Raw genomic sequence first — 18,348 nt, 5'->3', positions numbered from 1 at the left:
GATGGCTCGCATGAGCCCAGCACCGCCCTTGTGGCAACAGAAGATCTTCGAGGTGCTCCGCAAAGGCGGGGTCGAGCAGGTCGCCTACGTCCCTGACGCGGGGCACTCCCACGTCATCCGCGAGGCATCCCGCGATCCCGCGATCCACGACGTCGTGCTCACCACCGAGGAGGAGGGCGTCGCCGTCGCCGCCGGTGCCTGGCTCGGCGGGCACCGCGCGGTGCTGCTGATGCAGAGCAGCGGTGTCGGCAACTGCGTGAACATGTTCTCGTTGCTGGACACCTGCCGGTTCCCGTTCCTCGCGCTGGTCACCATGCGGGGCGAGTACGCCGAATTCAACCCCTGGCAGGGGCCGATGGGACGGGCCACGCAACAGGCGTTCGAGCTCATGGGCATCACCGTCGTGCGCGTCGACGACCCCGACGACGTCGAGGACACCGTCGGCGCCGCCCTCGACAGCGCTTTCGAGGCCGGTGACCGCGTGGCGGTGCTGCTGGGCCAGAAGCTGATCGGCCGCAAGAAGTGGGAGCGCGACTGATGATCCGTCTCGACCGCCGTCGTTTCGTCACCGACCTGATGGCCGCCGTGCACACAGCCCTGGTCGTCTCCGGGCTCGGGTCCGCGTCCTACGACCTGTTCGCCGCAGGCCACCGCCCCGGCAACTTCTACCTCTGGGGCGCGATGGGCGGCGCCACGCCGCTGGCGCTCGGACTCGCGCTCGCCCAGCCGGAACGCCCGGTCATCGCCCTGACCGGCGACGGCGAACAGCTGATGGGCATCGGCGCGCTCGGCACCGTCGCCGCGGCCCGTCCCGCGAACCTCACCGTCGTCGTGCTGGACAACGGCCACTTCGGCGAGACCGACATGCAGCCGAGCCACACCAGCCTCGGCACGGACCTCGCCGCCGTGGCACGGGGTTTCGGGATCACCGATGCCTTCCAGGCCCGTCAGGTCGCCGACGTCACCTCGCGTGTGCTGTCGGCCCGGGGCCCGGCGTTCGCCCACGTCCTGATCAACGCCGACGAGCCACCCCGCGCACTGCCGCCCCGTGACGGTGTCGCCGGCAAGAACTCGTTCCGCGCCGCGCTGGGCCTGCCTACCTTCTGACGCCCTGGAGGCCACCGTGCAGAAGTACCCGATGTTCGTCGACGGCAGGAACCACGAGCCGGCCGGAGGCGAGTGGTTCCTCACCGACGACCCGTTCCAGGGCAAGCCCTGGGCGGAGATCGCCCGGGGTGGCCAGCGCGACGTCGACGAAGCCGTCGAGGCGGCCCACCGCGCGTTCCCCGGCTGGGCGGACCTCACCGCCAGCGCCCGCGGAGCCCTGCTGCGCACACTCGGCGACGCGCTCGCCGGCCACGCCGAACGGCTGGCGCGGCTGGAGGTGCGCGACAACGGCAAGCTGCTCAGCGAGATGCACGCGCAGCTTTCCTATCTGCCGCAGTGGTTCCACTACTACGGCGGCCTCGCCGACAAGATCGAGGGCACCGTCGTCCCACTGGACAAGAAGGGCTACTTCGCCTACACGCAGAAGGAACCCCTGGGTGTCGTCGCGATCATCACGCCGTGGAACTCACCGCTGATGCTGCTGGCGTGGAAGCTCGCTCCCGCCCTCGCCGCCGGATGCACCGTGGTGGTCAAACCGTCCGAGTACACCTCGGCGTCCACAGTGGAGTTCGTCCGTCTGCTGCACACGGCCGGACTGCCGCCCGGCGTGGTGAACGTGGTCACCGGTTTCGGTCACGACGTGGGCGCGGCGCTGGTCGCGCACCCGTTGGTGCGCAAGGTCAGCTTCACCGGTGCGGACACTACCGGCCGGCAGATCAACGCGGCGGCCGCGCGGGACCTCAAGCCGGTCAGCCTGGAACTGGGAGGCAAGTCGCCCAACATCGTCTTCGCCGACGCCGACCTGGACGCCGCCGTCAACGGCGTCGTCTCCGGGATCTTCGCCGCCACGGGGCAGACGTGCATCGCCGGGTCCCGCCTGCTCGTCCAGGACACCGTGCACGACGAGGTCGTGCGCCGCGTGGTCGACCTCGCCGGCACCGCCCGCATGGGCGACCCCGCGGACCCGGCCACCCAGATCGGCCCCATCACGACACCAGCCCAGCACGCGAAGGTGCTCGACTACATCGACATCGCTCTGGCCGAGGGAGCGACCCTCGCACTCGGCGGCAGCGCGGCGACCCGGCCCGAGTGCGGCGACGGGTGGTTCGTCGAGCCGACGATCTTCACCGGGGTCGACAACGGCATGCGCATCGCCCAGGAAGAGGTCTTCGGACCGGTGCTCGCGGTCATCCCGTTCAGCGACGAGCAGCACGCCGTGGAGATCGCCAACGACTCCCGCTTCGGCCTCGGGGCCGGCGTGTGGACTTCCGACATCGCCCGCGCTTTCCGCATGGCACAACGCATCCGCTCCGGCACCGTGTGGGTCAACACCTACCGCGCGGTCAGCTACCTCGCGCCGTTCGGCGGCGTGAAGGACTCCGGCATCGGCCGGGAGAACGGCATCGGCGCCGTCCACGCCTACCTCGAGGACAGGTGCGTCTGGATCAACACCGGCGCGGAGACGGGCAACCCGTTCGTCCTGCGCTAGTCCCCTCCCCCGCGACCAGAGCAAAGGAGCTTCTCGTGTCGCACCAGCGCAAAGTCGTGGCGAACGTCGTCCGCGGTTGCCTCGGCAACCTCGTCGAGTGGTACGACTGGTTCGTCTACGCCTCGTTCAGCATCTACTTCGCGGCCGTGTTCTTCCCGAAGGGCAACCTGACCGCGCAACTGCTGTCCACGGCGGTCGTGTTCGCGGTCGGCTTCCTCATGCGCCCGCTCGGCGGTTGGCTGCTCGGCCTCTACGCCGACCGCCACGGCAGGAGGGCCGCGCTGACGCTCTCGGTCACACTGATGAGCTTCGGCTCGCTCGCCATCGCCGTCACACCGGGCTACGCGACGATCGGCGTGCTCGCGCCCGTCATCCTGGTGATCGCCCGGCTGCTGCAGGGCCTCTCGGTGGGAGGCGAGTTCGGTTCGAGCGCCACCTATCTGTCCGAGGTGGCCACTCCGCGACGGCGCGGGTTCTTCTCCAGCTTCCAGTACGTCTCGATCACCATGGGACAGATCAGCGCGCTGCTCGTGATGATCCTGCTGCAGGCGCTGCTCGACGAACGTCAGATGAGCGAGTGGGGCTGGCGCGTGCCGTTCGCCGTCGGCGCGGTCGCCGGCGTCGTCGTGATGTACCTGCGCCGGACTATGGACGAGTCCGAGCACTTCAAGGCCTCGGACGCGCGCAAGGGCGGCCTGCGCACGCTGCTCACCGAACACCCCAGGCAGCTCGTCGCCGTCCTCGGTCTCGCGATCGGCGGCACCGTCGCCTTCTACACCTTCACCTCGTACCTGCAGAAGTACATGGTGAACACCGCGGGCATCCCCAAGGAGACTGCGGCGGTCATCGGGTTCGCCGCCCTCACCGTGTTCATGTTCCTCCAGCCCGCCGCCGGCGCCATATCCGACAGGTACGGCCGACGGCCGGTGATGCTCGGGTTCTCCGTCGCCGGCATCCTGCTGACCGTGCCGATCCTGACAGTGCTGGGCCGCACCACGAACCCCTGGGCCGCGTTCGGGATCATGGTGCTCGGGCTGACGTTCCTCAGCGGCTACACCGCGCTGTCCGCGATCATCAAGGCGGAGATGTTCCCCACCAACGTCCGCGCGCTCGGCGTCGGCCTGCCCCACGCGATCGTGACGGCCACGTTCGGCGGCCTCTCCGAGCCCATCGCGCTGGCACTCAAGCAGGCGGGCCGCGAGAGCGCCTACTTCTGGTGGGTCACGGGCTGCATCAGCCTCACGCTCATCGCCACCCTGCTGGTGCGGGAGCCCTCGCGGAACTCGACGCTCGACCCGGTCGGCGCCACCCCTCTGCCTCCATCACCCAGAGCACAGACCGCGATACAGCTATGACACAGCGCGCGAACGCCGTACCGCTCGATGTTCGACGACCACGTCGACCGGATGTGGTTGCGAGCCTGCTGCGTGGTCCACGGGCCGTCAGGGTTGGAGATGGGGTCTGCTGCGACCAACAGTACAAACGCGACCCTCGACAGTCCAAACGCGACATACCTGAGCACGCGTGCCGTTGCCACCATGCCAACCACCTCCTGCCGTCAGGCCTCATCCGCCCGGACACCCCGGTGCAGGCAGGAAGGCACCACCGATGCCGCCGTTGGTCGCCGTCGAGCCGACGAGGACCTTCGGCTCTTCCCGGCCGCCGCGGGCAGGCCGATGCTCGAAGCGGCACGACGGCACGGGGAGGTCGCGCGATGACAACCGCTCGCAAACGCCGGATCACCGGAGGTCTCATCGGGCCCGTCGACTACACCGCACGGACCCGTTACCGCCGCACGCCGTCGTTGTACCAGCGTCTGCAGCCACTCGGCTGGTGGCTGACCAAGCACGGACTCAGCCCGTCCTACGTGGTGACCCTCGAGGTGCCGGGGCGAAGGACCGCGGTGATCCGCCGCACCTCGCTGGTGCAGGTGGTGCTCGCCGGGCAGCGCTACCTGGTGTCGTTGGCCGGCGAGTCGGAATGGGTGCGCAACGTGCGTGCGGCGGCCGGGCGCGCGGTGCTCGGTCGCACGCAGCGCCGCGAGGTGACGCTGGTCGAGGTTCCTGTCGACGATCGGCCGCCGGTCATCCAGGCCTATCTCGGCCGGGCGGGGCGAACCGGCCGTTCGTGGGGACGGGCGGCGGAGGCTCGCTACTACTTCGGCGTCAGCACCGAAGCGACGCTGGACGAGATCGCGGCGGTGGCCGCGCACTACCCGGTGTTCCGCGTCGCGTCGCCGTGATCAGCGGCTGCTGGGGCGAACACCTCGTCCAGCCAGTCGAAGACGTGGTGGCTCATGAGGCCGAGGTTGGTGACCAGGGCGTGCCCCCAGCCGCCGTCGGCGTAGGGGCAGACGACCAGGTTCTTGCGGGCGCTGCGAGCCTGCTCCAGGCAGAAGTGCTGGGCGGCCCGGCTGACCGGGGCTCGATCGAACTCGGCCTGCCCGATCAGAAGCAGCAGCGGGCAGGCGATCTGGGCCGGGTCGAACACGAACGTCCTCAGCGTGGCCAGCAATGTCGACGGTGACGTGACGCCCCAGCGCCACAGGTAGGAGTCGATCAGGATCATCTTGGCCCGCATCCGCCGGCGCAGCAGGGCGAGGATCGGCCAGAACTCCAGCAGCCGCGCGTTGCGTTCGGCTTTCGGATCCCCCTGCGTCATGTACTCGTGGAAGTCCGGAATCGCGCTGGCGGCGATGCACGCCTTGATGCGCGGTTCTCGGGTGATGGCACGCGGAACGAGGTAGCCGCCGGCGCTGATGCCGAAGGCCGCCAGGGTGTCCGGGTCGACATCCGGCCGGGAGAGCACGTGGTCGACGACGGCGGGCATCGGCACCTCGGCGTCGGCGCGCATGGGCAACCCCGCGAACGGCAGACCGCCCTGACCGGGCAGGTCGACGAGCAGCACCTGGTACCCGCGGCTGACCGCGGCCGGACCGATGTAGAAGTAGAGGTCCTCGACGAACGTGTCCCCGCCGCCCACCATGATCAACGTCGGTCGCCGGATACCGGAGTCGCCGGGGCGCAGGAAGTATCCCGGCAGGGTCGTTCCCTCGAACGGGACCGCCACCTGCTCGACGGGTGTGTCAAGCAGAGCCGTCCCCGCACGGAAACACCCCACTGCCCGTGTCCATCGGGACCTGTAGGAGGCGTCGGCAACGTTCAGGTACAGCAACGCGAGCCGCTGATAGTGGTACGCACGCAGGTACGACTCCCGAGCCGTGACGCGGTGGCCGCGAACCAACGCCTGCTCGGCCCGCTGCTCCAGCCGCACGCCCAGGTCGGTCCACTCCCGGACCCAGCTGTCCGGGTCACCGTCGGAGATCCGCGTGGCGACGAAGAAACACTCGCCCGGCTCGCTGCCCCCGTGCACCGACGCCGCCAGCGCCCACTGGAACCAGAAGTCGAAACCGCCGTGCCGGAACCTGTAACGGACATCCGCGCCCCTGACCAGTTCGTCCTTGCGCACAGCCATCGCCGTCTCCTCCGCAGACCTGCTGACACCAAATCATCAAATCGGCTCGTGACGGCCAAGGCGCACGGTCAACAGCCACGAGCCGCGCAGGACCTACGCCACTGTGCCTCGCCGGCCCCGATGCGAGCCTGAGGAGGTGCACACCTACGAGATTGCCCCGCCGCGCACCGCCCATCCCCGAGCTCTCGCCGTCTCTCCGACTGCCCACCGCGGCTGACGATCGGAGCCAGAGCCTCGCGGAGCAGGGCACAGAGGAAGATGTCCCGTCGTCCTCGCGTCGTGGATCCGTCGTGGCACCGAGGCCGAACTGCCCTGTCCGCTCACCTTGGCCTGCGGGATCGTCGACGGGACAGCACACCGCGAGGAGGCGGGCATGCCGGCGGAACGTGTCGCTGAGGACGTGTACGTGATCAGGCTCGGTCGCGGCCTGATGGCCACGAACGTCTATCTGGTGCGCACGGACGAGTCGTGGGTGCTGATCGACACCGGCTGGCGGCGCGACGCGGATGCCGTATCGGACGCCGCCGAGGCGTTGCTCGGCGCGGGAGCCCGCCCGATCGCGATCCTGCTCACCCACCTGCACCCGGACCACTCCGGAGCAGCCCCCGCCCTGGCGCGCCGGTGGGACCTGCCGGTGCACGTGCATCCGGTGGAACTCCCGCAGGCCGAGGGGAAGCTGCTGCCCCGGTACGCCAACCCGCTCGACCGCCGGATACTCGGGCCACTCCTGCGGCTGCTACCCGCGAAGACCCGCGCCCGGCTCGTCGCGGCAGGAGACCTGACCGGCACGGCGCACGGCCTCGACACGATCACCGGCCCACCCGGACTGCCGGGCTGGGAAGCAGTGCCCACACCCGGCCACACTCCGGGCCACGTCGCCTACCTCCGTCGCCACGACCGGGTCTTGATCACCGGTGACGCACTGCTGACCGTCGACCTCAACGCCTTCGGGAGACGGCGACTCGCGGGCCCGCCGTGGTACACCACCTGGCACCGATCCACGGCCGAAGACTCGATCCGGACATTGGCAGCGTTGCAGCCCGAGGTAGTAGCGCCAGGGCACGGCGAGCCTCTCACCTCAGGCGCCGCCACCCGCCTGCAGGCGGGTGGCGGACCGGCTCGGCACACGCTGACGACCTGGCGGGTCCGGTTTCGAGTCCTGCCTCGCCTGCCCGGCACCGCGGACGGCATCGTCACCGCGGCCGACAACCGCGGTTCAGCGTTCGCTACCACGCCGACCCCGTCGAGCGAAGGCATCGGCGTCCCCAGCGTCCGGCCTGAGCCTTCGCTGCGTCTACCGGGATCGTCGCGGTCGGCTCAGACCACTGCCCAGGCTCGTCCCAGGTGGCGAGTACTCCTGCCGGCCAGAGCAGGTCGACGCGTGGTGCGATGATCGGCGACTCGGATGCTGATCGTCAACGGTGCCGGGAGACCGCGCGGCGACGTGGCGGATCACCGAGTGAGGGTGGTGGCGCGGCCTGTCCTGCCTTCGTCGGCACAGCGGCCCTGATTCCTCCTTTCCCAGCACGAGAACGGCCTCCCAGCCGATGCCGTGAGGCACTTGTACCGGGGCAATTCCCCAAGGTCTGTCCTCGGTGGACGTGCCGTCCGGGTGGGACGCGGGCTTCCGGGAAGGAACTTGGGCCCGGCCGGGTGGGGTTGGAAGACCCTGCTCCGCTGTGTGACGGTGTGGCCAGCATGGACGAGTGGCCAGCCTCCGCGACCTCCTGCAGCGCTACCGACCGGTGGGAACACCGGGTGCCGCGGCACGCCCAGGGGTACCAGCGGACCGCGCGGCGGAGCTGGCGACCGAGCTCGAACCGGTGCTCGCACTGCTCGCGAGCACCGAGGACGAGATGCGGCGCCTGCGCGAGGAGGCGCGCGCAGAGGCTCACCGGATCCGGGAGCAGGCCGCTCGTCAGGCGGACGAGCTCGTCACCACGGCGCACGACCGTGCATCCGAGGTGCGTGCGCAGGCGGCCGCGAACGCCCGGGCGGCGGCTGCGCCGGACGGGACGTTGCTCGTCGAGGCCGCGCGGGAGAACGCACGCCGCATCCGGGAACGTGCCACGGTGATGATGCCCGAGTACGTCGACCGCGCCGTCGCAACAGCGCTGAGCAAAGGCTTGGTCGTGCGATGAGCGCGGCGTGGATCGCGGGCGGAGTCCGGGCACGAGCATTGATGCGGCGCCGCGTCGGCGCGCTCGGAGCGCGTGAGATCGCCGGGTGTTCGTCGTTGGCCGAGGCGGTGGGCCTGCTGGTCGCCGGACCCTACCAGCGGGACGTCCGAGCGGGTCAGTCGTTGGAGCAGGCCGAGCACGGTGTCGCGGCGACGTTGCTGTGGCACCTGCGAGTGCTCGCCGGGTGGCAGCCTCGGGCGGGCGCCGAGCTGGTGCGACTGCTCGCCGGATGGTTCGAGATGGCGAACGTCGTGGAGCACCTGCGGATGGTGACGGGAGAGGCTGCGAGCACAACCTTTCAGCTCGGCACGCTCGCCACCGCGTGGCCACGGCTCGCGGCCACGTCGTCGGTCGCGGAGCTGAGACACGCTCTCGCGGCTTCACCGTGGGGTGATCCGGGGACCGACAACCCGAGGCAGATCGTCTCCGCGGTCCAGCTCGGCTGGGCGGCGCGGGTCGCCGGCGGGGTTCCGCAGGCACGGTTCTGGGCCGCGGGAGGTGCGGCGTTGCTGGTGGCGCGCGAGCGGTTCCTGCTCGGTCGACCGGTGGACGTCCCTGCGCTGCTCGGAGATGCCGGAGGGCGTGGGTTCTCCGAGTTCGCCGCCCGACTGCCCGTTGAGGCGGCGTGGGCGCTCGCGGACGTCGGTGACCCTGCGGACCTGTGGCAGGCCGAGGAACGCTGGTGGGCACGCGTTGACAGCGACGCGCGAACGTTGTTGCGCGGACGAGGTTTCGGCCCTGACGCGGTGGTCGGGTGCGCGGCACTGCTCGCGGTCGACGCTCGCCGCGTGCGGGCAGCGCTCGAGTGCGCTGCCCGCGGTGGCAGCCGGCTGGAGGTGTTCGATGCCATCACATGAGGTCATGACGCCCGTGCGAATGGAACGGATCGCGATCGTCGCGCCGGAGGTCACGCTGCGCGATGCCCTTCTCGTGGTGGCGAACGCGGGTGTGGTCGACGTCGACCGCGCCGACGACGCGATGGACACCGTCGTGGGCGGAGCGGTCCGCCGGGAGTCCGCCGCTGCCGTCGCGGGATGGTGTCCGGCCGAGGAAAAGCCTGGCCTGGCAGCCGAACTCGCCGAGGTGGGTGCCGGTGCGGTGCCGTTGCCCGTTCCTCGCGGCGTGGATCCACCCTCGCTGCTGCGTTCTGCTGGAGCGGTGCGGCGGTCGTTCACGCCGCTCGTGAGCACATACGGCACAGTGCCGTACCAGGACGTCGATCCGACGGTGCTCGCGGGCGCCGCCTACGTGCTGATGTTCGGCATGATGTTCGGTGACGCCGGGCAGGGACTGCTGCTGGTCGTCGTAGCCGTGTTACTGCGGGCGGGATGGCCGGCACGCTTGGCGCGCTGGCGATCCGCGTGGCCGTTCGTACTCGGTGCCGGTGCCGCCAGCACCCTGTTCGGAGTGTTGTACGGAGAGTTCTTCGGGCCGACAGGAGTCGTTCCCGTGCTGTGGCTCGATCCGCTGGACGACCCGGTCCGGCTGCTGGGTGCGGGTGTCGCGGCAGGGGCGGTGCTGCTGGCCGCCGCCTACACCGTGGCGATTGTCAACCGGTGGCGGGAGGGCGGTACACGCCTCGCGGTGTACGCGTCGTCCGGCGTCGCCGGAGCCGCGTTGTTCCTCGGCATCGCCGGGATCGCGGGCGGGTTGCTGCTGAGCGCGGACCCGCTCGCCGTGACCGGTGCCGTGGTCGCGGTGATGGGCCTGGTGCTCGCCGGGATCGGGTTCGCCGCGGCGTCCGGGGGCGGTGCCGCGGGCTGGGTGCAGGCCGCCGTGGAGCTGTTCGACATCGTGATCAGGACCGGGTCGAACCTGGTGTCGTTCGCGCGGCTCGCGGCCTTCGGCCTGGTGCACGCCGCGATCGGTTCGGTGGTGTGGCTCGGGACGACCGCGCTGGCGGGGCGCGGCGGCGGGACGGGCATCGTCGCGGCGGTACTGCTCTTCCTGCTGGGCAACGTGCTTGCGTTCTCCCTCGAGGCGCTGGTCGCCGCCATCCAGGCATTGCGCCTGGAGTACTACGAACTGTTCTCGCGGGTCTTCGAGATCGAGGGCCGGCCGTTCCGCCCGTGGCACGGGGAGGCTCGATGATGGTCTGGCTGGCAGGACTGCCGGTGCTCGTCGCGGTGTGCGGGGGAGCCGTGTTGCTGATGCGCCGCGGAGGACGCGCGGTGCTCACCGTGTTAGCGGGGCTCAACGGTGTGTTGCTCGTCGGCGCGCTGGTCGTTCTGGTCATGGCGCTGCAGAGCGGTGAGGCGGCCGCAGCCGCCGCTCAGTCGCCCGCTCCCGCGGCGAACTGGGCGGCGCTGCTCGGGGCGGCGATCTCGGTCGCCGGATCGTCGATCGGGGCGGCGGTCGCGGTCGCTCACACCGGCGCGGCCGCGCTGGCCGCGCTCAGCGAACGACCGGAACTGTTCGGACGCGCGATGGTGATCGTGGGCCTGGCGGAGGGCATCGCGATCTACGGGCTGATCGTCGCGGTAATCCTCATCGGCAAGGCGTGAGCCGTGGGTGCCGTTGCCGTGATCGGGGCCGGAGTCGGTGACTGGGCGCTCGCCGGGGTGCGGGTGCGTGAGGCGACCGACGCCGCGGCCGTGCACCTGGCCTGGAGCGGCCTGGGCGACGATGTGTCCGTCGTGCTGCTCACCGGCGCCGCCGCCGAGGTGCTGAGCGCTCAACTCGCGGGAACCGACTGGCCGCTCGTGGTGGTGATCCCGTCGTGACCGCCCAGCAGCAGGACGCACTGGCTCCGGTCCGGGCCGCGTTGCTGGCCGAGGCGCGTGCCGAGGCCGAACGCGAACTCACCGCCGCACGACTCGACGCGGACGCGACGCTCGCCCGTGCCCGTGCCCGTGCGAGCTCGATCCTCGACGCAGCCGCACAAGAAGGCCGTGCGGACGCGGCGTCGTCGATCGCCGCCGAGCACGAGAAGGCGCGTCGTGCGGCCCGCACGGTCGAGCTGACCGCACAAGGCGAGATCTACGACGAACTCCTGCAGCGTGTCACCGCCGCCGTGGCGCGTGCCTTCACGGAACCGAGTCGGCGGGAACAGCTCGTGGCAGCTGTCCACGCCCAGCTCGGCGCAGGAGCAGTCGTGCGGGACGCTCCAGGAGGAGGCGTGACCGGTGAGGTCACCGGCCGGCTCGTGGATCTCGGTGTGCAGGCGGTCACCGGCCGCGCGGTCGACGCGCTCGGCGACGAGGTGCGAGCGCTGTGGGCGCCGTGACCTCCGGACGGGTGGTCCGGGTCTCGGGCCCGCTGGTCGAGGTCGAGGACGTCGGCCCGGTCGCGATGCACGACCTGGTCACTCTGGGACCCGACGCGATACCGGGCGAGGTCGTCGCGATCAAGGACGGCAGGGTGGGCGTGCAGGCCTACGAGTACACCGGCGGTCTCGCTCCGGGTGCGGTCGCCGTGCCCGCGGGCAGACCGCTGTCCGTCCGGCTCGGCCCGGGACTGCTCGGCCGTGTCTTCGACGGCTTGTTGCGGTCGTTGTCCGCTGCGCCTGTCTTCCTGACCCCCGGTGTCACCGCTGATGAATCGGACCGCAGGTGGCGGTTCGAACCGAGGGTCCGCGTCGGTGACCACGTCGAGGCCGGACAGGTGCTCGGTGTCGTGGCCGACGCCGGAGCGCTCGAACACCGGGTGCTCGTCCCTCCTGGCCTCGACGGCCCGGTCGAGTCGCTGGCGGACGGCAAGTGCGGAGCGGACGTCGCGGTCGCCGTGGTCGGCGGCACCGACGTGCACCTGTTCTCCGACTGGCCGGTCCGAACGCCACGGCCGTGCCGGTCGCGCCTCACCGACGTGACGCCCCTGCGCACCGGGCAACGCGTGCTGGACCTGCTCTACCCCCTGGCGAGAGGTGGTGCGGCCGCGGTACCCGGAGGCTTCGGCACCGGGAAGACCGTTCTCCTGCAACAGCTCGCGAAGTGGTGCGATGCGGACGTCATCATCTACGTCGGCTGCGGTGAACGCGGCAACGAGCTGGCCGAGGTCGTCGCCGAGCTGTTCGAGCTCACCGACCCCCGCACCGGCGGCCGGCTGGCCGACCGCAGCGTGGTCGTCGCCAACACCTCGAACATGCCGATGATGGCGCGCGAGGCGAGCATCTACACCGGCGTCGCCGTCGCGGAGTACTTCCGCGACATGGGCTACCACGCGGTCGTCATCGCCGACTCCACGTCGCGCTGGGCGGAGGCGTTGCGGGAGTTCGCGTCCCGCACCGGCGTGCTGCCCGCGGAAGAGGGGTATCCCGCCGACCTGGCCTCGGCGCTGGCGGCGTTCTACGAACGCGCGGGTTGCGTGGAGACGCTCGGTGGAGCGACTGGCTCGGTCACGATCATCGGAGCCGTGTCGCCGCCGGGTGGTGACATGACCGAGCCCGTCACCGCGCACACCGAGCGATTCGTCAGGGCCCGGTGGACGCTCGACCGGGATCTGGCCTACGCCAGGCACTACCCCGCGGTCTCCTGGTCGGGCTCGTTCTCCCGCGACGCACCGGCGGTCGGGGACCACCACGTCCGCGCGGGTGACCACGGATGGCCCGCACGGCGAGCCCGCGTGATGACCGCGCTGGCCGAGGCGGACCGGCTCGGTGCCCTCGCGGAACTGGTCGGCACGGCCGCTCTTTCCGGGCCCGAGCGGGTCGCGTTGCTGGCCGGACGGCTGCTGCGCGACGGAGTCCTCCAGCAGAGCGCTCTGTCCACGGTGGATGCGGCAGGAGGCGACGACAAGGCGCGCGCACTCGTGGAAGCCGTTCTGGCGGTGGCGGAGGAGTGCCACGAGCTGGTGACCGCGGGCGTGGCCGCCGACGTGCTCGAGGAGTTCGACTTCACCGCGCTGGTGCGGTCGCGCGAAGAAGCGGCACCGCACGATGCGGCGTTGATCGGCAAGCGGCGTGACGAACTGCTCGCCGGACTGCGGAGGTTGCGATGACGGTCGAGTTCACCGCTGTACGGGAGCTCCGCGGCCCGCTGGTCGTCGTCGGCGGCGTCGAGGGTGTCGGCTGGGACGAGTTCGTGCGCATCAGGCTGGACTCCGGCGAGCTGCGGCACGGCCTCGTCCTGGAAGTCGACCGCGACCTCGCTGTCGTGCAGGTGCTGGAGGGCACCGCCGGCATGGCCACCGCGAGCACCCGGCTGGAGTTCACCGGGCAACCGCTGAGCATCCCGGTCGGCACGGGATGGCTCGGTCGCACCTGCGACGGCCGGGGCAACCCGGTGGACGGCGGCCCGCCTGTGTTCGGTGCGCGGCACGAGCCGGTCGCCGGCGCACCGCTGAACCCGACGTGGCGCGAGCCCCCCGCGGAACCCGTGCTCACGGGGGTGTCCGTGATCGACGCGCTGACCACCCTGGTCCGCGGTCAGAAGCTGCCGCTGTTCTCCCTGCCGGGGCACCCGCACCTGGAGCTGGCGACCCAGATCGCCGCACAGTCCACAGTGGGAGGTGAACCGTTCTGCGTGGTGTTCGCGGGCATCGGGCTCACCCACGCGGACGCCGCGTACACGCGCGACGCACTCGAGGCGCGATCAGCGGCGGGAGAACTCGTGCTGCTGATCAACACCGCCGACGATCCCGTCATCGAGCGGATCCTCACCCCGAGGCTGGCGCTGACCATCGCCGAGTCGCTGGCGTTCCGCGACGGCAGGCACGTGCTGGTCGTGATGACCGACATGACGACGTACGCGGAGGCGTTGCGGGAGGTGTCCGCGGCACGTGGCGAGATTCCCGCGAGACGGTCGTATCCCGGCTATCTCTACAGCGATCTCGCCTCGTTGTTCGAACGCTGCGGCCGGATCCGCGGTAGGCCCGGGTCGGTGACGGTGCTGCCCGTGCTGACCATGCCGGGTGGCGACATCACCCATCCCGTTCCCGACCTCACCGGGTACATCACCGAGGGCCAGATCGTGTTCTCCGCGGAAGCCCACGCCCACGGCCTGTATCCACCGGTCGATCCACTCGCCTCGCTGTCGCGGCTCATGCGCAACGGCGCCGGGCCGGACCGGACCAGGGCCGACCACCTCGACGTCGCGGCTCAGCTGCTGTCCGCGCTGGCACGGGCGCGGCAGGTGCGCGACCTGGCCGAACTCATCGGTGTCGGCGGCCTGAGCCGCACCGACCAGGCCTACCTCGACCTGGAGCAGGCGTTCCGAGCCGACGTGCTCGGCCAGTCGCCCGGTGAGACGCGCACGCTCGACGACACCCTGGAGCGGGTGTGGCGGGCACTGCTGAGACTGCCCCGATCCGAGCTGTCGATGCTCCCCGCCTCGCTGCTGGAGACGCGGTGAACGCCATCCGCGTGCCTCCCGGCCGGTCAGGACGTCAGTGGCTGCGTGGACGTCTCGGCAGCGCCGAGCACGCCGCCGCGTTGCTGGAGCAGAAACTGCGCGCGTTGCGAACGGAACAGGGCCGCCTCGCCGAGGCAGCGGCGCACACCCACGACGAACTCCTCGCGCAGGCGGAGAGGACGAAGACCTGGACGCTCCGCGCCGCGCTGACCGCCGGCCGCCGCGGAATGCGCCTCGCGTGCACCGGCGCGGAAGCAGACGTGACGATCTCCTGGTCCACGACAGCGGGCGTGCGGCACCCCACCGGGGTCACCTGCTCGACGCCCTCAGGTGCAGCCGATGTGCCCACCGGCACCGCGGTCGCACGTGCCGTGCAGGAACAACGCCGGATGCTCGGTGCGGCCCTCCAGCACGCTGTCGCGGCTTCCGCGCTGCGCCGGCTCACTGCGGAGACCGACACGACCCAGCGCCGCGTTCGGGTGTTGCGCCGGCACTGGGTGCCGCTGTTGCGGAAGACGCTCGCGCACGTCGAGCTGGAGTTGGAGGAGCGGGAGCAAGCCGAGAACCTCCGGCATCGAGTTGCCTCGCACACCGGCCAGAACCGGGAGACCGAGTGACCACCGGTAAGGGGCGAAGGTCTTTGGCGCGCTACCGGGCCGTGACGCGAGGTGGACCTGGCGTCGGCACACCAGGACGCGCATGTCCCAGTCGAACGTCCGCGTGTCGACGCCCACCGGGTCCGGCCGGATGTGAGCGCCTCAGCCGCAGTTCGCCGCTGGAACAGTGCGGCACCTACCCGCTGCTCGTCATGTGTGTGAGCCCCGCGAGTCCGGCCTGCCACCGTGGGAGATGAGATGGACGTCGAGGCGTGGCTGCTGGCCGGTGATCCGGCCATCCGCTGGCAGGTGATGCGTGACCTCCAGGACGCGCCGGAGGCGGAGTGGCGGACGGAACGGGCGCGGGTCGCCACCGAAGGTTGGGGCGCGCGGCTGCTCGCCCATCGCAACGACAGCGGCCGCTGGACTCCGCGCCTCTACGGCCGGAAGTGGATCTCGACCACCTACTCGTTGTTGCTGTTGCGCCAGCTCGGGCTGCCACCGGGCGATCCACGGGCGCACGAGTCGTGCGCGCTGTTCCTGGAGGAAGGGCTGTGGCACGACGGCGGCATGAACCTCGCCGCCACCCGGAAACGGAGCGAAACGTGCATCACCGGGTTCGCTCTCGGTCTGTTGTCGTACTTCGAGGTCACAGACCCGCGCGGCGAACGTCTCGTCGACTACCTGCGGCGCGAGCAGATGCCGGACGGCGGGTGGAACTGCCTGCGGCACCAAGGCGCCACGCACAGTTCGTTCCACACCACGGCGAACGTGCTCGACGGTCTGCGCGACCACGGCCGATCCGAACAGGCGGAGGCACGCGGCCGGGAGTTCCTGCTGGCCCACCGGCTCTACCGGTCCCACCGCACCGGCGCCGTGGTCGATCCGGCGATGCTCCGGCTGACCTTCCCACCCCGCTGGCGCCACGACGTTCTGCGCGCACTGGACCACTTCCGCGCCGCCGGGGCGCACCGGGACGAACGGTTGACCGATGCCGTGGAAGTTGTCCGGGGCAGGCGAGGCCGTGACGGCAGGTGGGCGTTGCAGCGGCCCTACCCCGGCGCGGTCTGGTTCGAAATGGAGCAGACCGGTGAACCGAGCCGCTGGAACACGTTGCGGGCGCTACGAGTGCTGAAGTGGTTCGACAAATCCTGACGGTGCGCGTTGGACCGTCGTCAGTCCAACGCGGCGATGCGGTCGAGTTCGCCGCGCAGCGCACACGTGAGCACGTCGAGGTCCGGGAACCGGCCCGGATCCGCGATCAGGGTGATGGTGACAGTGCCCGCATAGGTGAACACCTCCACATATACGGTCATGTTCCCGGCACCGAGCGATCCGATCGGGATCGCCGATCGGATCGGCCAGCCGCCGAACGTGACCGGATCAACGGGGCCGCGGACGTGGCTGACCAGGGTGTGCATCCGGCGCTGGTGGTTCATGTACCAGGGGTAGACACCGAGCGCGGCGAGAGGCCGGAACAACCAGCCGAGCAACGCGATCGGCGGCGGCCCCTGGGCGGAGGACTGGTGCGCGCGAACCCCGGCCTCGGTGCGGCGCAGGCGTTGCACCAGGTCACCCGTGGCCGGTACGGACACCAGGAGAGGGCTGACCATGTTCCCCCGTGCGGGTTCCCCTGCCGCGTGGCCGGACACCGGCACGCCGATCATCACAGTGTCGAGGGACTCACCGCGGGTCACCAGTACGTGGTTCAGTGCCGCAGCCACCGCCACCAGTATCGCGTCGTTGGTGGTGGCGCCGCATCGGTGCGCCGCTGCCCGAAGCGCCGACGCGGGGACGCGGACGACCGCCAGCCTGCCGCGGCCCCCGGTCCGCCGCAACAACGAGCACGGCGCCGCAGGCGGGGGACGCAGCCCTCCCGCCGCGGCCGTCGAGGTGCGCAGCAAGCGCAGAGCCGCGCCGGTGCGGAGTACGCCGCGAACCCGTTCCGACACAGCGTCGACGGCCAGCGCGCACACAGCCGGACGCGGCCGGGGAAAGGCCACCGGGAGCGCGGGCCCACCCGGATCGACCAGGCCGGCCAGGATGGCAAGCCCGCCGACCCCGTCCGCGAGCACGTGATGCAACACGATCACCAGCGCGACCCCGCTGTCGGCGAGCCCCTCCACGAACACCGCCGACCACCTCGGGCCCGCGCGCGGCAGCGGGGTCGCGACCAGGGAGTACGCCATGTCGAGCAACGCCCGTTCGTCCCCCGGCTCCGCACATCGCACCAGGCGAACCTGGTCACGGATGTCGAACCATTCGTCGTCGACCCAGATCGGCCCGCCGCAGCCGAGCGGTGTCCGGATCAGTCGCTGACGCAGCCTGGGCACCGCCGCGACACGGTCGGCGAGCACCTGCCGGGCACGATCCAGGTCGAACCCGTCGGACTTGTCGAACAGCAGCACCACACCGAAATGCTCGGGAGCACATCGGTCGTCCATCGCCAGGAAGGCGCGGTCCGTCGGACTCGCCCGGTCGATCATCGGGTGCCCCTGCGCATGTTGAGGACCATCACGACGAGCGCGACCAGGGACACTCCCACGACGAACGGCCCGGTCGGGTCGAGACCGCGCCCCGTACCGATGTCCGCGATCATCCCGATGAACTCGGGATCGGCGGGATGTCATGCCTCCAGGCTGGAGCGGCACGGGTCCGAGCAGCAGGGACGAAGGTCCTCGGAGCGCCCGACATCGGTCCGCGGAACCGCGCGACCGCGGCAGACAGTCCCGGCGAGACAGGAACGTACCTCCCTCCCCGCGCAGCGGCACGGGCACGGGCACCCGGGCGACGATGGGCGACAGAGGTGTCGCGATGAGCGCGCCTTCCGCCACTCGGACGTCGTGTCCACGCTCTCCGTCCGACCGCCGCGGGGGCGCGGCGATCAGGGCCGGACGTCGCTCACCGCATGGGTCGACGTACCCAGGTCGACACGTTGTGGTGTCGGCGGGCACCGGCCGCTCGACCGATCGTCACGTCGACGGCCCGCGGCGCACCACACCAGGCTCCTGTTCCTCCGAGGGCCACCGGCCGTCGATTCCGCAGGACCTTCGACGGTGATCATCGAATTGGTTCCAGCAAGGACCAGCGTCGGTGAACAACGACCAGCAGGTCGGATGTCGCCCAGACCGAGAACTACGTCGATGCAGTTGAGCAGACGCGATGACACCCGAACAGAACTCAGCCGGGAAGTCCTGCCGACCCATGACGAAGCG

18 protein-coding genes are annotated in these 18,348 nt (G+C 70.8%); 16 read left to right on the top strand and 2 right to left on the bottom strand.

Annotation, left to right across the window (positions count from 1 at the left end):
* The first annotated feature begins 10 nt into the window (after nt 1–10).
* The 5 genes from ND450_RS07525 to ND450_RS07505 all read left to right on the top strand — a co-directional run bounded on the left by ND450_RS07525 (nt 11) and on the right by ND450_RS07505 (nt 4,838).
* On the top strand, nt 11–538 hold the full coding sequence (locus ND450_RS07525; protein WP_253325431.1) for a thiamine pyrophosphate-binding protein: 528 nt from the start codon (nt 11–13) through the stop codon (nt 536–538).
* Complete coding sequence (locus ND450_RS07520) at nt 538–1,107, top strand: thiamine pyrophosphate-dependent enzyme (RefSeq protein WP_253325430.1); 570 nt, start codon at nt 538–540, stop codon at nt 1,105–1,107. The genes ND450_RS07525 and ND450_RS07520 overlap by 1 nt, the downstream gene beginning before the upstream one ends.
* Before the next feature lie 16 nt (nt 1,108–1,123).
* Nucleotides 1,124–2,596 carry an aldehyde dehydrogenase gene (locus tag ND450_RS07515; protein WP_371927676.1) on the top strand — a complete coding sequence of 491 codons (1,473 nt, stop codon included), beginning with the start codon at nt 1,124–1,126 and terminating at the stop codon, nt 2,594–2,596.
* Nucleotides 2,597–2,631: 35 nt separating this feature from the next.
* Nucleotides 2,632–3,951, top strand: a complete 1,320-nt coding sequence (locus tag ND450_RS07510) for an MFS transporter (protein WP_253325429.1) — start codon at nt 2,632–2,634, stop codon at nt 3,949–3,951.
* A gap of 359 nt (nt 3,952–4,310) precedes the next feature.
* On the top strand, nt 4,311–4,838 hold the full coding sequence (locus ND450_RS07505; RefSeq protein WP_253325428.1) for a nitroreductase/quinone reductase family protein: 528 nt from the start codon (nt 4,311–4,313) through the stop codon (nt 4,836–4,838).
* Here ND450_RS07505 and ND450_RS07500 read toward each other — a convergent pair.
* Nucleotides 4,808–6,070: a S9 family peptidase gene (locus ND450_RS07500; protein WP_253325427.1), complete on the bottom strand. Its 1,263-nt coding sequence runs from the start codon at nt 6,068–6,070 to the stop codon at nt 4,808–4,810. The genes ND450_RS07505 and ND450_RS07500 overlap by 31 nt on opposite strands.
* A 373-nt stretch (nt 6,071–6,443) precedes the next feature.
* On the opposite strand from ND450_RS07500, the gene ND450_RS07495 reads away from it, so the two are divergent.
* From ND450_RS07495 to ND450_RS07445, 11 genes are all read left to right on the top strand, one after another.
* Nucleotides 6,444–7,463 carry an MBL fold metallo-hydrolase gene (locus tag ND450_RS07495; protein ID WP_253325426.1) on the top strand — a complete coding sequence of 340 codons (1,020 nt, stop codon included), beginning with the start codon at nt 6,444–6,446 and terminating at the stop codon, nt 7,461–7,463.
* A 313-nt stretch (nt 7,464–7,776) separates the two neighbouring features.
* Complete coding sequence (locus ND450_RS07490) at nt 7,777–8,211, top strand: hypothetical protein (RefSeq protein ID WP_253325425.1); 435 nt, start codon at nt 7,777–7,779, stop codon at nt 8,209–8,211.
* The gene (locus ND450_RS07485; protein WP_253325424.1) at nt 8,208–9,107 is read left to right on the top strand and encodes a hypothetical protein; all 900 of its coding nucleotides are present in this window, start codon (nt 8,208–8,210) and stop codon (nt 9,105–9,107) included. The genes ND450_RS07490 and ND450_RS07485 overlap by 4 nt, the downstream gene beginning before the upstream one ends.
* A gap of 4 nt (nt 9,108–9,111) precedes the next feature.
* A complete protein-coding gene (locus tag ND450_RS07480) occupies nt 9,112–10,341 on the top strand; it encodes a V-type ATPase 116kDa subunit family protein (RefSeq protein ID WP_253325423.1) in 1,230 nt (409 codons plus the stop codon).
* Nucleotides 10,338–10,754 (top strand): ATP synthase subunit C, encoded by a 417-nt coding sequence (locus ND450_RS07475; RefSeq protein WP_253325422.1) that lies wholly within the window; start codon nt 10,338–10,340, stop codon nt 10,752–10,754. Before ND450_RS07480 ends, ND450_RS07475 begins: the two co-directional genes overlap by 4 nt.
* 3 nt (nt 10,755–10,757) lie before the next feature.
* The gene (locus ND450_RS07470; protein WP_253325421.1) at nt 10,758–10,973 is read left to right on the top strand and encodes a hypothetical protein; all 216 of its coding nucleotides are present in this window, start codon (nt 10,758–10,760) and stop codon (nt 10,971–10,973) included.
* Nucleotides 10,970–11,476: a hypothetical protein gene (locus tag ND450_RS07465; protein WP_253325420.1), complete on the top strand. Its 507-nt coding sequence runs from the start codon at nt 10,970–10,972 to the stop codon at nt 11,474–11,476. Before ND450_RS07470 ends, ND450_RS07465 begins: the two co-directional genes overlap by 4 nt.
* On the top strand, nt 11,464–13,185 hold the full coding sequence (locus ND450_RS07460; RefSeq protein WP_253325419.1) for a V-type ATP synthase subunit A: 1,722 nt from the start codon (nt 11,464–11,466) through the stop codon (nt 13,183–13,185). The genes ND450_RS07465 and ND450_RS07460 overlap by 13 nt, the downstream gene beginning before the upstream one ends.
* A complete protein-coding gene (locus ND450_RS07455; protein ID WP_253325418.1) occupies nt 13,182–14,537 on the top strand; it encodes a V-type ATP synthase subunit B in 1,356 nt (451 codons plus the stop codon). Before ND450_RS07460 ends, ND450_RS07455 begins: the two co-directional genes overlap by 4 nt.
* Nucleotides 14,534–15,154: a V-type ATP synthase subunit D gene (locus ND450_RS07450; RefSeq protein ID WP_253325417.1), complete on the top strand. Its 621-nt coding sequence runs from the start codon at nt 14,534–14,536 to the stop codon at nt 15,152–15,154. Before ND450_RS07455 ends, ND450_RS07450 begins: the two co-directional genes overlap by 4 nt.
* 237 nt (nt 15,155–15,391) lie before the next feature.
* Nucleotides 15,392–16,288, top strand: a complete 897-nt coding sequence (locus tag ND450_RS07445; RefSeq protein WP_253325416.1) for a hypothetical protein — start codon at nt 15,392–15,394, stop codon at nt 16,286–16,288.
* Nucleotides 16,289–16,308: 20 nt separating this feature from the next.
* On the opposite strand, the gene ND450_RS07440 is transcribed toward ND450_RS07445, so the two are convergent.
* Complete coding sequence (locus tag ND450_RS07440; RefSeq protein WP_253325415.1) at nt 16,309–17,619, bottom strand: wax ester/triacylglycerol synthase domain-containing protein; 1,311 nt, start codon at nt 17,617–17,619, stop codon at nt 16,309–16,311.
* Between the last annotated feature and the right edge of the window lie 729 nt (nt 17,620–18,348).

The sequence above is a fragment of the Lentzea sp. HUAS12 genome, assembly GCF_024125735.1.
Lineage (GTDB): Bacteria > Actinomycetota > Actinomycetes > Mycobacteriales > Pseudonocardiaceae > Lentzea > Lentzea albida.
Note: the sequence above shows the minus strand (reverse complement) of the source record. Positions and strands in the feature narration are given on the sequence as shown.

Excerpts from the sequence above, each read along its gene's own strand:
- ND450_RS07505 (WP_253325428.1), top strand. The coding sequence starts at position 4,311 with ATGACAACCGCTCGCAAACGCCGGATCACCGGAGGTCTCATCGGGCCC.
- ND450_RS07445 (WP_253325416.1), top strand. The coding sequence starts at position 15,392 with ATGGACGTCGAGGCGTGGCTGCTGGCCGGTGATCCGGCCATCCGCTGG.
- ND450_RS07480 (WP_253325423.1), top strand. The coding sequence starts at position 9,112 with ATGACGCCCGTGCGAATGGAACGGATCGCGATCGTCGCGCCGGAGGTC.
- ND450_RS07475 (WP_253325422.1), top strand. The coding sequence starts at position 10,338 with ATGATGGTCTGGCTGGCAGGACTGCCGGTGCTCGTCGCGGTGTGCGGG.
- ND450_RS07455 (WP_253325418.1), top strand. The coding sequence starts at position 13,182 with ATGACGGTCGAGTTCACCGCTGTACGGGAGCTCCGCGGCCCGCTGGTC.
- ND450_RS07500 (WP_253325427.1), bottom strand. The coding sequence starts at position 6,070 with ATGGCTGTGCGCAAGGACGAACTGGTCAGGGGCGCGGATGTCCGTTAC.
- ND450_RS07520 (WP_253325430.1), top strand. The coding sequence starts at position 538 with ATGATCCGTCTCGACCGCCGTCGTTTCGTCACCGACCTGATGGCCGCC.
- ND450_RS07495 (WP_253325426.1), top strand. The coding sequence starts at position 6,444 with ATGCCGGCGGAACGTGTCGCTGAGGACGTGTACGTGATCAGGCTCGGT.
- ND450_RS07525 (WP_253325431.1), top strand. The coding sequence starts at position 11 with ATGAGCCCAGCACCGCCCTTGTGGCAACAGAAGATCTTCGAGGTGCTC.
- ND450_RS07440 (WP_253325415.1), bottom strand. The coding sequence starts at position 17,619 with ATGATCGACCGGGCGAGTCCGACGGACCGCGCCTTCCTGGCGATGGAC.
- ND450_RS07485 (WP_253325424.1), top strand. The coding sequence starts at position 8,208 with ATGAGCGCGGCGTGGATCGCGGGCGGAGTCCGGGCACGAGCATTGATG.